The sequence below is a fragment of the Pseudomonas sp. CAN1 genome (assembly GCF_030462585.1).
Lineage (GTDB): Bacteria > Pseudomonadota > Gammaproteobacteria > Pseudomonadales > Pseudomonadaceae > Pseudomonas.
The window spans coordinates 25,027-38,934 of the sequence record NZ_JASMRU010000043.1; the positions used below are offsets into that span (position 1 = coordinate 25,027).

14 protein-coding genes are annotated in these 13,908 nt (G+C 66.3%); 9 read left to right on the forward strand and 5 right to left on the reverse strand.

What is annotated here, in order from left to right:
* Positions 1 to 138 precede the first annotated feature (138 nt).
* Complete coding sequence (locus QO207_RS28655; protein WP_301535637.1) at positions 139 to 2,100, forward strand: DUF1302 domain-containing protein; 1,962 nt, start codon at positions 139 to 141, stop codon at positions 2,098 to 2,100.
* Between the two features lie 13 nt (positions 2,101 to 2,113).
* Entirely contained in the window at positions 2,114 to 3,484 is a 1,371-nt protein-coding gene (locus tag QO207_RS28660) for a DUF1329 domain-containing protein (protein ID WP_301535638.1), read from the forward strand.
* Positions 3,485 to 3,596: 112 nt separating this feature from the next.
* On the opposite strand, the gene queD is transcribed toward QO207_RS28660, so the two are convergent.
* Both queD and norR read right to left on the reverse strand, forming a co-directional pair.
* Entirely contained in the window at positions 3,597 to 3,953 is a 357-nt protein-coding gene (gene queD, locus QO207_RS28665; protein ID WP_017516521.1) for a 6-carboxytetrahydropterin synthase QueD, read from the reverse strand.
* A 106-nt stretch (positions 3,954 to 4,059) separates the two neighbouring features.
* Positions 4,060 to 5,619 (reverse strand): nitric oxide reductase transcriptional regulator NorR, encoded by a 1,560-nt coding sequence (gene norR, locus QO207_RS28670; RefSeq protein ID WP_301535639.1) that lies wholly within the window; start codon positions 5,617 to 5,619, stop codon positions 4,060 to 4,062.
* Positions 5,620 to 5,790: 171 nt separating this feature from the next.
* Here norR and hmpA point away from each other — a divergent pair, with 171 nt between their 5' ends.
* From hmpA to QO207_RS28685, 3 genes are read left to right on the forward strand one after another with little or no spacing between them, the layout of a single operon-like run.
* The gene (gene hmpA, locus QO207_RS28675; protein WP_301535640.1) at positions 5,791 to 6,972 is read left to right on the forward strand and encodes an NO-inducible flavohemoprotein; all 1,182 of its coding nucleotides are present in this window, start codon (positions 5,791 to 5,793) and stop codon (positions 6,970 to 6,972) included.
* 50 nt (positions 6,973 to 7,022) lie between these two features.
* Positions 7,023 to 7,280, forward strand: a complete 258-nt coding sequence (locus QO207_RS28680; protein ID WP_301535641.1) for a transmembrane sensor/regulator PpyR — start codon at positions 7,023 to 7,025, stop codon at positions 7,278 to 7,280.
* Positions 7,267 to 8,457, forward strand: coding sequence for an NnrS family protein (locus QO207_RS28685; protein ID WP_301535642.1), 1,191 nt, complete (start codon positions 7,267 to 7,269; stop codon positions 8,455 to 8,457). Before QO207_RS28680 ends, QO207_RS28685 begins: the two co-directional genes overlap by 14 nt.
* A gap of 134 nt (positions 8,458 to 8,591) precedes the next feature.
* Here the strand turns inward: QO207_RS28685 and QO207_RS28690 are convergent, their stop codons facing one another.
* Both QO207_RS28690 and QO207_RS28695 read right to left on the reverse strand, forming a co-directional pair.
* Positions 8,592 to 8,963 (reverse strand): DUF5329 domain-containing protein, encoded by a 372-nt coding sequence (locus QO207_RS28690; RefSeq protein ID WP_301535643.1) that lies wholly within the window; start codon positions 8,961 to 8,963, stop codon positions 8,592 to 8,594.
* 33 nt (positions 8,964 to 8,996) lie between these two features.
* On the reverse strand, positions 8,997 to 10,079 hold the full coding sequence (locus QO207_RS28695; RefSeq protein ID WP_301535644.1) for a patatin-like phospholipase family protein: 1,083 nt from the start codon (positions 10,077 to 10,079) through the stop codon (positions 8,997 to 8,999).
* A gap of 148 nt (positions 10,080 to 10,227) precedes the next feature.
* Between QO207_RS28695 and QO207_RS28700 the strand changes: the two genes are divergently transcribed.
* From QO207_RS28700 to QO207_RS28715, 4 genes are read left to right on the forward strand one after another with little or no spacing between them, the layout of a single operon-like run.
* On the forward strand, positions 10,228 to 10,536 hold the full coding sequence (locus QO207_RS28700; protein ID WP_301535645.1) for a PepSY domain-containing protein: 309 nt from the start codon (positions 10,228 to 10,230) through the stop codon (positions 10,534 to 10,536).
* Complete coding sequence (locus QO207_RS28705; RefSeq protein ID WP_301535646.1) at positions 10,536 to 10,850, forward strand: PepSY domain-containing protein; 315 nt, start codon at positions 10,536 to 10,538, stop codon at positions 10,848 to 10,850. The genes QO207_RS28700 and QO207_RS28705 overlap by 1 nt, the downstream gene beginning before the upstream one ends.
* Positions 10,850 to 11,524, forward strand: coding sequence for a response regulator transcription factor (locus QO207_RS28710; RefSeq protein WP_301535647.1), 675 nt, complete (start codon positions 10,850 to 10,852; stop codon positions 11,522 to 11,524). Before QO207_RS28705 ends, QO207_RS28710 begins: the two co-directional genes overlap by 1 nt.
* Positions 11,521 to 12,840, forward strand: coding sequence for an ATP-binding protein (locus tag QO207_RS28715; protein ID WP_301535648.1), 1,320 nt, complete (start codon positions 11,521 to 11,523; stop codon positions 12,838 to 12,840). The genes QO207_RS28710 and QO207_RS28715 overlap by 4 nt, the downstream gene beginning before the upstream one ends.
* Before the next feature lie 313 nt (positions 12,841 to 13,153).
* Here QO207_RS28715 and QO207_RS28720 read toward each other — a convergent pair.
* The coding region (locus QO207_RS28720) for a methyl-accepting chemotaxis protein (protein ID WP_301535649.1) at positions 13,154 to 13,908 on the reverse strand (755 nt) is incomplete at its 5' end.

A 13,908-nucleotide genomic window follows, 5' to 3' on the forward strand; every position in this document is an offset into this window, starting at 1 on the left:
CGCAAGCGCTCTGGCAGGAGTGTTACTGCACGATGGCCCGGCTTGGTACGAGGTCGTCGGCAGCCGAGAAACGAATAAGAACAGCGCCGGCCGCAATGACCGGGGCGATAAATCTTGGCCATGGAGGTAATGCTGTTTATGAACAGTCAGATGGGTGTGCGCTCGTCCATTTTCTGGGCGCCGCGGCGGGCGGGGGCGGTGATGGGGCTTCTGCCGCTGCTGGTAGCAGGCTCGGCACAGGCGCTGGAATTCAAGCTCGCCGACAACGAGATCACCGGTTCCCTGGACAGCACACTGTCCTACGGTGCGATGTGGCGGGTGCAGGGCCGCGACAAGAACAACATCAGCGATATCAACGCCGATGACGGCAACCGCAACTTCGATACCGGCCTGGTTTCCCAGGTGTTCAAGCTCACCTCCGATCTCTCGGCCAAGTACCAGAACTACGGTCTGTTCATGCGCGGTACCGCGTACTACGACACGCAGATCATGGACAAGCGCAACGACTACTACGACACCACCAATGGCGTCGAGCGTCCCAGCCAGTCGTTCCCCGACGATGACCACTTCACCGRCGACACCCGCCACATTGCCGGGCGCAAGGCCGAGTTGCTGGATGCCTACCTGTCGGGCAGCTGGGACGTCGCCGAGCACCCGCTGACCGGCCGTGTCGGCCGCCAGGTGCTGAACTGGGGCGAAGGCGTGTTCTACCGCGGCGGCATCAACACCATCAACCCGGTGGACGCCGCGCGCTTCCACCTGCCGGGCTCGGAACTCAAGGAAGTGCTGGTACCGACCGAGGCACTGAGCCTCAACTTCGGCCTGACCGACGACCTCTCCGTGGAAGGCTTCTACCAGTGGAAGTGGAAGGAAACCCGCCTCGACTCGGTGGGCACCTACTTCTCCGACACCGACCTGTTCAGCGACGGTGGCAACACGGCCTATACCACCGAAGACAACCCGCTGATCAAGGAGCTGCTCGCCGGCTACCCGACCGTGGCTTCCCTTGGCCTGCTGGGCAACGGGCCGCATGGGCCCAACGCCTACCTCAACCCCAACACCGGCACCTTCAAGGTGGCCAACGTCGGCAAGGACATCGAAGCCAGCGACAGCGGCCAGTTCGGCGTGGCCTTCCGCTACATCGCCGAGGAGCTGAACTCCACCGAATTCGGCTTCTACTTCGTCAACTACCACGCCAAGGAACCGCAGATCGCCGTCGACCTGCGCGACTACCAGGGCGTCGACGTCGACCAGTTGAACGCGCTACTCGGCCCGCTCGGCCTGGGCGAGGCGGTGCCGGGGCTGGCCACGCTGGACATGGCAAGCAACGCCGAAGCGCGCCGCGACTATGTCGAAGACATCCGCATGTACGGCTTCAGCTTCAACACCACCCTGGGCGATGCCTCGGTTTCCGGCGAAATCGCCTACCGGCCGAACATGCCGATCAGCATCTCCGCCACCGACGACCTGCTGGGCGACCTGCTGACCCAGGGCGTGCTCGGCCAGACCAACCTCTACGACGGCAACGTCGCCGCCGGCCAGGCCTGCGCACCGGTGGCCGGCAAGCAGCTGTGCCGTGGCGAGCTGTTCGAGAACTACGAGCGTGCCGAGACCTACAACATCTCGCTGTCGACCATCTACAACTTCGGTCCGCACCTGACCTTCGACTCCATGACCGGCGTGGCCGAGCTGGCTTCCGAGCACATCCGCGGCAGCAGCCTGGAGTACACCGCCTGGGACGGCAGCAAGCGCAAGTTCGTCGGCGCCCAGGACAAGGCCTACGTCGGCGGCAACGGCGACGACGTGCAGATCAGCCGCGACAGCTACGGCTACACCCTGCTGCTCACCGGCAGCTGGAACGACGTCTACGCTGGGGTGAAGCTCTCGCCCTACGCCGTGTACCAGGAAGACTTCAGCGGCAACTCCGACCGTACCGGCAACTTCATCGAGGGACGCAAGGCCTACACCCTCGGTATCGACGCCAGCTACCTGAATACCTTCGAGGTCGGCACCCAGTACACCAACTACTACGGCGCCGGCACCAGCAACTCCGCGCGCGACCGCGACAACGTCTCGATCACCGCGAAATACTCGTTCTGATCCGGAGAGAGCCATGTACAAGAAGAGTTCCCTGATCGTCCTTGCCGCGTTGTCTGCGCTGGCCATCACCGATGCGCGTGCAGCAGTATCCGCCGACCAGGCCGCCCAACTGAAAAGCAGCCTGACGCCCATGGGCGCGGAGAAGGCCGGCAACGCCGCCGGCAGCATTCCCGCCTGGAGCGGCGGCCTGACCTCGGCGCCGGTCGGCTACAAGGGGCCGGGCTCGCACCACGTCGACCCGTTCGCCGGCGAGAAGCCCAAGTTCGTCATCACCAAGGCCAACCTGGAGCAGTACAAGGGCAACCTGACGCCGGGACAGATCGCGCTGTTCAACGCCTACCCGGACACCTACCAGATGCCGGTGTACGAGACGCACCGCACCGGCTCGGCGCCGCAGTGGATCTACGACAACATCTACAAGAACGCCACCAGCGCCAAGCTCGTCGAAGGCGGCAACGGCTTCTCCGACGCCTACGGCGGCGTGCCGTTCCCGATCCCGCAGAGCGGCGTGGAAGCGGTGTGGAACCACATCGCCCGCTATCGCGGCACCTACATCGTGCGGCGCTCGTCCCAGGCCGGCGTGCAGCGCAACGGCGCTTATGCGCTGGTGACTTCCCAGGACGAGGCACTGTTCCGCTTCTACGACCCCAAGGGCAGCTTCGAGAAGCTCGGCAACACCATGTTCTACTACATGACCTTCACCACCGCCCCGGCCCGCCTGGCCGGTAACGGCGCGCTGGTGCAGGAGACCCTCGACCAGGTCAAGGAGCCGCGCCAGGCCTGGGGCTACAACCCCGGCCAGCGCCGCGTGCGCCGTGCCCCGACGCTGGCCTATGACACCCCGATCGAAGACTCCGATGGCCTGCGCACCGCCGACGACACCGACATGTACAACGGCGCGCCGGACCGCTACGACTGGACCCTGGTGGGCAAGAAGGAAATCTACATCCCCTACAACAACTACCAGATCACCAGCCCGGAGGTTAAGTACAAGGACCTGCTCACCCCTGGTCACGTCAATCCCAAGTACACCCGCTACGAGCTGCACCGCGTCTGGGTGGTGGATGGCAAGCTGAAGGCCGGCGCACGGCACATCTACTCGCGCCGCACCCTGTACCTCGACGAGGACAGCTGGGGCGCCGCCGTGGTGGACCAGTACGACGGCCGCGGCGAGCTGTGGCGCGTATCGCTGGCCTACCTGAAGAGCTTCTACGAGCAACCGATGGTGTGGACTGCGCTGGACACCTTCCACGACCTCCAGGCCCACCGCTACAGCATCCAGTGGCTGGACAACGAGGAGCCCGGCACCGCCGACTTCAGCCAGCCGGCGCCGGACGACTCCAACTTCAGCCCCTCGGCGCTGCGCCGCAAGGCTTCGCGCTAAGCCCGCAATTCCGAGCCGGTAAACGACAAAGGCCCCGCAAGGGGCCTTTTGTTTTTGTGCTCAGGTCAGTTGCCTGGTACGAGCCTGCTCGCTCCTGCAGGTGTGCCACTGATCAGTCGCCGCGGTACTCGCAACCGCTGGTGCAGGTCTCGTGCACGCGCACCTTGGACAGCTCCGGCAGCAGCGGCTTGAGCTGTTGCCAGATCCAGCGACAGAGGTTTTCGCTGGTGGGGTTTTCCAGGCCGGGGATGTCGTTCAGGTAGTTGTGGTCGAGCTGGTCGTAGATCGGCTTGAAGATCTGCTTGATCTCGGCGAAGTCGCGAATCCAGCCGGTATGCGGATCGACTTCACCCTCGATGTAGATGGCGGCCCGGAAGGAGTGGCCATGCAGGCGGCCGCACTGGTGCCCGGCGGGAACGTGGGGCAGGCGGTGGGCGGATTCGAAGGTGAACTCTTTGAACAATTCCACGAGGTACGCTCTGTGACGATTGCCGGCCCAGGAACGGGCCGGCCGGAAAATGGGCGCATAGTCTATCACCATCGCACCCGCCGGGCCGGCCGACCCGGCCAGCGGCTCACTTGATCGCCAGGCGCTTCGCGAGGCGGTTGAGGTTGGCGCGGTCGAGGCCCATCTCACGGGCCACGGCTGCCCAGTTGCCTTCGTGGCGCTCCAGGCTCTGGCTGATCATGCGGCGCTGGAGGGCGTCCACTGCGGGGCGAAGTTCACCGACCAATTCCCCGTCGGCGGCATGGTCGCTTTCGCTCGTATCGGCATCGGGCACGCCCTTGTGCAGGGCGTTCAGGGTGAGGTCGTCGACGCCGAGGCTGAGGATGCGCGAGCGCTGCGAATGATTGGCCAGGGCCTTGAGCGAGGCGCGGCCGATCAGGTGTTCCAGCTCGCGCACGTTACCCGGCCAGGAGTAGCCGAGCAGCGCGGCCTGGGCTTCGCGGGTCAATCTCAGGCTGCGCAGGCCCAGGCGCGGGCGGTTCTGTTCGAGGAAGTAGCCAGCCAGCAGCAATACGTCGTTGCCGCGTTCGCGCAGGGGCGGGACGCGCAGCGGATAGACGCTCAGGCGGTGGTAGAGATCGGCGCGGAAGCGGCCGGCGCGGACTTCCTCGGCGAGGTCGCGGTTGGTGGCGGCGATCAGGCGCACGTCCACATGGTGTTCGCGGTCCGAGCCCAGGCGCTGCAACTGGCCGCTCTRCAGCACGCGCAGCAGCTTCGCCTGGATCGCCAGGGGCAGTTCGCCCACCTCGTCGAGGAACAGGGTGCCGCCATCGGCCAGTTCGAACTTGCCGCGCCGCTCGCCCACCGCGCCGGAGAAGGCGCCACGGACGTGGCCGAAGAGTTCGCTTTCCACCAGGGTTTCCGGCAGCGCTGCGCAGTTGAGGCTGATCAGCGGCTGGGTGCGGCGCAGCGAATTGGCGTGGATGGACTGCGCGACCAGCTCCTTGCCGACGCCGGTTTCGCCGGTTATCAGCACGCTCAGGTCGCTGCCGGCCACCACCTGGATTTCGCCCATCAGCGCCTGGTGCGCCTTGCTCTGGCCGATCAGTTCCTTCGGCTGGTCGCCGGAAGCGCGCTGGTAGGCGTCGGCACGCTGTTGCTCGTGCTCGGCGCGCAGGGTCAGGTCGAGCATGCGCTGGCTGGCCTTGACCGTGGCGGCGGCGAGGCTGGCGAAGGCCTCGAGGTTGTCCAGATCGCCGGTGGAGAAGCGCGCCGGGTCCAGCGCATCGAGGGTCAGCAGGCCCCAGGGCTGTTCGTCGACCAGCAGCGGGCAGCCCAGGCAGTCGTGGACTTCCAGGTGGCCGTGCAAACCCTCCACCAGCCCGTCGTAAGGGTCCGGCAGGCCGCAGTCGGCGGCGAAATGGGTGGGGCCAGGATGCTCGATGAGGGCACGCAGGCGCGGATGCTCGCTGATCTTGAAGCGCCGGCCGAGGGTGTCCTGGCTCAGGCCATCGACGGCCAGCGGTACCAACTGATCGCCCTCAAGGCGCAGCAGGGCGGTCGCGTCGCAGGGCAGCAGGCCGCGGAGGGCCTCGAGCAGACGTCGGTAGCGTTCGCTTTCCGGCAGCTCGCGGGACAGGTCGGCGACCAGTGGGAGGAGGGTCGCCAGGAGCGGGTTGCGAGTCATATTGACCTCGTTGCAGTCGTTTTGACCTGGGGTGAGTGGGGTCATTATGACTCAATATCTAGCGGAAGTCCCGAAAACAGCGGGCTGCGGGTTTGGCACGTTTCCTGAAATACCTGATTCAGAAAGCACAGGCGGCCCCACTCACCGCCTGGCCAACCCGAGGAGATCCACATGCTGTCCAACGAACACCGTACCCTGGTCAAGGCCACCGTCCCGCTGCTGGAGACCGGCGGAGAGACCCTGACCCAGCACTTCTACAAGATGATGCTCAGCGAGTACCCGGAAGTTCGTCCGCTGTTCAACCAGGCGCACCAGGCTTCCGGCGACCAGCCGCGCGCGCTGGCCAATGGCGTGCTGATGTACGCCCGCCACATCGACGAGCTGGAGCAACTCGGCCCGCTGGTGGCGAAGATCGTAAACAAGCACGTAGCCCTGCAGATCCAGCCGGAGCATTACCCCATTGTCGGCAGCTGCCTGCTGCGGGCGATCCGTGAAGTCCTCGGTGAAGAGATCGCCACCCAGGCCGTGATCGACGCCTGGGCCGCCGCCTATGGTCAACTGGCCGACATCCTGATCGGCGCCGAGGAATCGGTGTACCAGCAGAATGCCGAGCAACATGGCGGCTGGCGCGGAGCGCGGCGCTTCCGCATCGTGCGCAAGGAAGTCGAGAGCGAGGAGATCACCTCCTTCTACTTCCAGCCGCTGGATGGCGAGTCGCTGCTGGACTTCCAGCCCGGCCAGTACATCGGCCTGTCCCTGGACCTCGCCGGTGAGGAAGTGCGCCGCACCTACTCGCTGTCCGACGCGCCCAATGGCCGCGAGTACCGCATCAGCGTGAAGCGCGAGCCCGAGGGCAAGGTGTCCAACTACCTGCACGACCGCCTCCACGTGGGTGACGAGCTGGACCTGTTCCCGCCGGCCGGCGATTTCGTCCTGCAGGGCGGCGAGAAGCCGCTGGCGCTGATCACTGCCGGTGTCGGCATCACCCCGGCACTGGCCATGCTCAAGCCGGCGCTGGAGTCCGGTCGCGAAGTGCACTTCATCCACTGCGCCCGCCATGGTGGCGTGCACGCGTTCCGCGAGTGGGTCGAAGCGCAATCCGCAGCGCATCCGCAGCTCAAGCACTACTTCTGCTACAGCGAGCCGCGCGCGCAGGACGCGTCCCACGTAGAGGGCTTCCTCAGCCGCGAGCTGCTGGCCGACTGGCTGCCGCAGGATCGCGACCTGGATGCCTACTTCCTCGGTCCCAAGCCGTTCATGGCCCAGGTGAAGCGTCACCTGCGCGACATCGGCGTGCCCGAGCAACAGTCCCACTACGAGTTCTTCGGCCCGGCCAGCGCGCTGGAGGCCTGAACCTGAGCGCCGGCCCGAGGGCGGGCCGGCGCAACCCGAGGAGGTGTGTGATGGAAAGTCTTTTCGCCTGCCCGCAACGCAATCTGTCGATGTCCTGGTCATTGCTGACCGGCGGGCTCGTGTTGCTCTGTGTGGGAATAGTCGGAGCCTATTTCGTCGATGGCCAGCTGAACCTGCAAAGCATTGTCGCAGCGCATGCCTTCACCATCCTCGGCCCGACATTATTGAAGCTGGGCTACGTGCTGCGGCTGGTGGCCCAACATCAGATGCGCAAGGAAGGCTGGGAGGCTTGCTGTGTTACTGGTTGATCGAAAGGCTCTGCTGACCATTCCGCCGCTGTGGCGCCTGGGCTTCCGCCCGTTCTTCCTCGGCGGCGCGGTGTTCGCGCTGATTGCCATCGCCGCCTGGGCGGCGGTGCTGCTCGGCCTGCTGCCGGCCTGGCAACCGCTGGGCGGCTGGCTGGCCTGGCACCGTCATGAAATGCTCTTTGGTTTCGCCGCGGCGATCATCGCCGGCTTCCTGCTGACTGCGGTGCAGACCTGGACTGGTCGCCCTGGTGTAAGCGGCACGCCGCTGATGGTGCTGGCGCTGGTCTGGCTGGCGGCGCGACTGGGTTGGCTGGTCGGTGCGCCGCTGTGGCTGGTCACTCCGCTGGAGCTGGCGTTCATGCCGGCGCTGGCGTTCTTCATCGGCCGCAGCCTGTGGCAGGTCCGGCAGAAACGAAACTACCCGATCATTGCCGTGCTCAGCCTGCTGACGCTCGCCGATGCGCTGGTGATGGCCGGCGTCTGGACCGGCAACGATGCATGGCAACGTGGCGGCGCCCTGGGCGCGCTGTGGCTGGTGGCGGCGCTGATGGGGCTGATCGGCGGCCGGGTGATTCCCTTCTTTACCCAGCGTGGGCTCGGCCGCACCGCCCAGGTGCCGGCGTGGAACTGGCTGGATAACTCGCTGCTGGGCGGCACCATGCTGGTGGCGGTGCTGAGCGCCGTCGGCATAGGCCTGACGCCGCACCCGCTGGTGGGCCTGCTGTTTGCCGCGCTGGCGGTGGGGCACCTGATCCGCCTGTGGCGCTGGTACGACAAGGACTACTGGGGTGTGCCGCTGCTGTGGTCGCTGCACCTGGCCTATCTGTGGATGCTGCTGGCGCCGGCGGGCATGGCGCTGTGGCACTTCGCGCCGACCTTCAACGTTAGTCTGGCGATCCACGCGCTCACGGTGGGCGGTGTCGGTGGGCTGATCCTGGCGATGGTCGCGCGGGTCAGCCTCGGCCACACCGGTCGGCCGCTGCAGCCGCCGAAGTCGATGTCCTGGGCTTTCGCGCTGCTCAACCTGGGTGTCGTCGCACGGGTGCTGCTGGTGATCTGGTGGCCGCTGGAGGGCCTGAGCATCGCGGCGGCGTGCTGGGTAGCGGCGTTCCTGCTGTTCGCCTGGCACTACGGCCCGATGTTCTGGAAGCCGCGGCTGGATGGGCAGCCGGGGTAGGGCAGTTCGCGAGCAGGCTCCGACACGAACCAACTAGCGTAGGAGCGGACTTTGTCCGCGATGATTTCCCACCCGCTGAGTGGCCTGGGGACAATCGCGGACGGAGTCCGCTCCTACGAACGTTGTGAATTGCCTTACGGTGCTTGGCGCAGCCGCTTCAGCTCATCACCCAACCAGGCACTGGCGTCCTGCTTGCCCGCCGGGCATTTCACCTGATAGCGCTGGCCGCTCATGCTGCTCTTGGTCGCGGCGCGCTCGATGAAGTCTTCCGCGCTGCTGACCATGTCCTTCTTCTCCAGGTAGTCGAGCTTCTTCTGCAGGTGCGCCCGCGCTTCCGGGGCCGGGTACTGGCTGCCATTGCGGATGAACTGGCAGCCGCTGTGCTCGACGAAGTCCAGCAACTGGGTGATTTCCTGCTGCGATTTGGCATCGATGGCGGCCTGGGCGCTGGCGCCGAACAGGACGAGGGGGATCAGCAGCGAGCGCAGTTTGCGGGGGCGGTGCATAGCTATTCCTTGCTGGAGGCGTGAAGCCGCTGATTATGTCAGCGGCTGCAGGCGTTCGCCGATCCGGCCGCTGTCGACCAGTTCAAGGAACTCGTCGCCCATCCGCCGGCTCTCGTCCATTGCCCTGCGCCAGTAGCGCTCGCGGCCGGCGTCGTCGCCGAGGTAGCGGTGGAAGTCCTTGCGGTCCGGCAGCTTGTTATGCGGCAGGCTTGCCAGGTAGTCCTTCGACGGCGCGAGCAGCAGCACGTCCTGCAGGCGGCCGGCATCGCCGCGACGCCAGGGCAGGCCTTTGTCGAACCAGCCGGGGATGACCTTGTCGGTGAAGTGCGGGTAGAGCACCACGCCTTCGGGCAGGTAGGGCAGGTCCAGGTGGTAGTCGAGCAGGCCGCCGTCGCGGTAGGTACCGGGGCCGGCGCCGGGAATGTCACGCACGCCTTCCATGACCATGGGGATGGAGCCGGAGGCGAGCAGGGCGTGGCGCAGGTTGATCAGGTCCAGGTGCAGGTAGCGCGAAGGGAAATCCGACAGTGACTCCAGCGGTGGCGCGCGGCGGGCATCGTGGATGATCAGCCGTTCGAAGTGGCGGTGCAGGTGGCGGCGGCCGACCAGGTTGTCGCGGATCACCGCACCCAGGCCCAGGCCGAGGTTGGCCTTGCCGTCCTGCGCCAGGCGGCCGTGACTCTTCACCACCACCACGTTGAGGCGGTACCAGGGGTTGTCCAGCACGCTGGCGTCGTGGCCGTCGAGCAGGTCGTCGAGCATCTTCGCGCAGCTTCTCGACACGTCGCTGATGCTCGCCTTGCGGGCGAATCGCTGCTGGGTATAGAGCTCGCCCAGGCGGCGGATGCCGGCGGCCGGGTCGGGCAGGCAGGCACTGGCGAAGCGCCAGGAGCCGATGGAGGCACCGATCAGTGAGCGCTCGCGGGACGCGCGCGGCAGCCACTCACCGAACAGCGCGAGGTCCAGGCCCTGGATACCCAGCGCCTTCGGCCCACCGGCAGCGCCGGGGATGATTCCTACATCGGCGGGGGACAGGCCCTGCTCGCGGATGCGCTTCAGCGCGCGGGCGCCGGCCTTGAGGGTGAGGGCGGGAGTCTTGATGTGGATGGCGGTCATGCGGGCCTCGCTGTGGCAGGCCGCGATTATAGAGCCTGTACGGGAGAAGCAAGGATACTTCACGGGGTGAATGTGTCTTGCCGATTCAGCTTGAGTTAAGTCCTTCGCTTTAGTCTGTCAGCAGTGAAATTCCTACGGAGGTACGCACATGAAATGGCTGCTGACCCTGACCGCGCTGTCCGCATTGCTGCTGGGCGCCGGCGTCGCCACGGCCCACGACATTGGCCCGGACGAGGCGCTGCGCCTGCGCGATGCTGGCACCATCCGCAATTTCGAGGAGCTCAACCGCACCGCGCTGGCCAAGCACGCTGGCGGTTCGGTGTACGATAGCGAGCTTGAGCTGGAGCACGGCCGTTACCTGTACAAGGTCGACCTCAAGGACGCCCAGGGCGTCAAATGGGATGTCGAGCTGGATGCCGTCACCGGCGAAGTCCTCACCGATCACCAGGACGACTGATGAAGACCGATCTGCCGCGCGCGGTGCTGCTGGGCCTGGGGCTGTTCGCCACGGCCGGCGCCGTGCAGGCCCACGACCTCAGCCAGGACGAAGCCCTGCGTCTGAGCAAGGAAGGGGTCATTCGTCCCTTCGAGGAGATACTGCCGGCGGCGCTGAGCCGTTACCCCGGCTCGCGCCTGCTCGAAGCGGAGCTGGAGCGCGAGCACGGCACCTACATCTACGAGATCGAGTTGCTCACCGCCGACGGCGTGGTGCGTGAACTGGAACTGGATGCCCGCGACGGCCGCATCCTCAAGGATAAGGAAGACGACTGATGCGCCTGCTGCTGGTGGAAGACCACGTACCCCTGGCCGACGAACTGCTCGCCACCCTGACGCGCCAGGGTTATGCCGTGGACTGGCTGGCCGACGGCCGCGACGCCGCCGTGCAGGGTGCCAGCGAACCTTACGATCTGGTGATCCTCGACCTCGGCCTGCCGGGCCGGCCAGGGCTGGACGTGCTCAAGGAGTGGCGCGGCATGGGCCTCGCCACGCCGGTGCTGATCCTCACCGCGCGGGGTTCCTGGGCCGAGCGCATCGATGGCCTGAAGGCGGGTGCCGACGACTACCTGACCAAGCCGTTCCACCCTGAAGAGCTGCTGCTGCGCATCCAGGCGCTGCTGCGCCGCGCCCGCGGATTGGCCAACCAGAGCCAGCTGGAAGTGGCCGGACTGAGCCTGGATGAGTCGCGCCAGTGCGTGCAGCAGGGCAGCAAGGAGGTCGACCTGACTTCCGCCGAATTCCGCCTGTTGCGCTATTTCATGCTGCACCCCGGTCAGCTGCTGTCGAAGTCGCACCTGGCCGAGCACCTGTATGACGGTGAGACCGAGCGTGATTCCAACGTCATCGAGGTCCACATCAACCACCTGCGGCGCAAGCTCGGCCGCGAGATCATCGAGACCCGCCGGGGCCAGGGCTACCGCTTCACCGGTAATGGAGCCGCCAATTGATGTCGATCCAGCGCCGCCTTGGCCTTGGGCTGGGCGTGGTGCTGGTGGTGATCGGCCTGGCGCTGGTGCAGGCCGGCCTCTGGCTGTTCGATCAGGGCCTGCGCCGCTACCTGGTGAATGGCCTGCAGGATGAGGCGGAAAGTCTGCTGGTGGCGATCAATCGCGGGCCTGCCGGGCTGCAACTGGAAGGGCAACGGGTCGATGCGACCTATGAGCGGCTGTTCTCCGGGCGCTACTTCGTGATCCGTTTCGACGACCAGAACTGGCGCTCCCGCTCGTTGTGGGACAGCGAGATCAACCTGCCCTCGCACAGGGGGCTGGCGAAGAACCTGGAGAAGGGCCCGGAAGGCCAGCGCCTGCTGGTCTATCGCGGCGACTACAAGCGCTACGGGCGCAAGCTGAGCATCGTCGTGGCGCAGGACTACACGCCGGTCCTGAAGAGCTTCAACCGCCTGCGCAACATCAGCCTGGGCGCTGGCGCCGTGGCGCTGCTGCTGATCCTGCTGTTCCAGAGCTTCGCCGTGCGCCGCGCGCTGCGGCCGCTGGAGCGCGCCCGCCAGCAGATCGCCCAGTTGCAGGAAGGCCGCCGCACGCAGCTGGACAGTGAGGTCCCTCGCGAGCTGGAGCCGCTGGTGGAGCAGGTCAACCACCTGCTGCAACACACCGAGGAAACCCTGCTGCGTTCGCGCAATGCGCTGGGCAATCTTGGCCATGCACTGAAGACGCCGCTGGCGGTGCTGATCAGCCTCGCCGACCGCGAAGAACTGCGCGAACACCCAGAATTGCGCAAGGTGCTGCAGGAGCAACTGGAGCAGATCGAACAGCGCCTGGCCCGCGAATTGGGCCGCGCCCGACTGGTGGGCGAAGCGCTGCCCGGCGCGCACTTCGACTGCGACGCCGAGCTGCCGAGTTTGTGCGACATGCTCAAGCTGATCCATGGCGATCATCTGGCCATCGACTGGCAGGGCCCGGCCGGCACGCGCCTGCCCTTCGATCGCGAAGACCTGCTGGAAATGCTCGGCAACCTGCTGGACAACGCCTGCAAGTGGGCCGATGCCCAGGTGCGTCTGACGGTGGAGAAGGGCGCCGAAAGCTACCGGCTCAGCGTCGACGACGACGGCCCCGGAATTGCCGAGGATCAGCGCGACAGCGTGCTGGAGCGTGGCACGCGGCTGGATGAACAGGTCGCCGGGCATGGCCTGGGCCTGGGCATCGCACGGGATATCGCGGCGGCCTGTGGCGGCAGTCTGCGGCTGGAAGGCAGTGAGCTGGGCGGGTTGCGCGTGGTGGTGGAGTTGCCGCGGCGGGCGGGTTGATTCTGTTCCTGGGAATGCCGTGCCGTGCGGTTCGCGAGCAAGAACTAGGCGTCCCCCTCGGTCCTACGAAGAGCACGCGGGTGCTGCCCTGTAGGAGCGAGCTTGCTCGCGAACCCGCCCGAACTGCGACATTGCCGGTCAATCGCGGGCATGGCCCGCTCCTACCTCAATCGGCTAAACACGGTGCTCAATTGTAGGAGCAGATCTTATCCGCGAACCGGCCGCCAGGCCGGCCAACCCATGTCCCGGCTGCGCCGGGATTTCGCGGAGAAGCTCCGCTCCTACAAGAGCGTCATGCGGCAGAGTTAAGCGGTCAAACGCGGAACTGATCCATCAACCCCTGCTGATGATTGGCCAGCTTGTTCAGCGACTGGCTCACCTGCGCCGATTCCTGCGCCTGGCTGGACAGTGACTCGGTCACGTCGCGGATGCCGGCGACGTTGCGGTTGATCTCCTCGGCCACCGCGCTCTGTTCCTCGGCGGCGCTGGCGATCTGCAGGTTCATGTCGGTGATCACGCCCACCGCGTCGCCGATGCGCTTCAGCGCGGCAACCGCCTGCTCGACCTGGGAAACGCTGTCCTGCGCCTGGCGATGGCTGTTGCTCATGGCACCGACCACGTCGCGGGTGCCATTCTGCAAGCCTTCGATGACCTGGCGGATTTCCTCCACCGAGTCCTGGGTGCGCTTGGCGAGGTTGCGCACTTCGTCGGCGACCACCGCAAAACCACGCCCGGCTTCACCGGCACGGGCGGCTTCGATGGCGGCGTTGAGCGCCAGCAGGTTGGTCTGCTCGGCGATGCCGCGGATTACTTCCAGCACCGAGCCGATCTGCTCGCTGCTGGCGGCAAGGCCCTCCACCTGGCTCATGGCGCTGCTCATGTCGCTGGCCAGTTCGTCGATCAGGCGAGTGGTGCTGTCGATCACGCTCAAGCCATCGCGGGTCGCTCCATCGGCGCCGCGGGCGGCGTCGGCGGCCATGGCGGCGCTGTTGGCGACGTCGTGGGCGGTGGCGCTCATCTCTTGCGAGGCGGTGGCCACCTGGTCGACTTCGCGGAATTGCGGCTGCA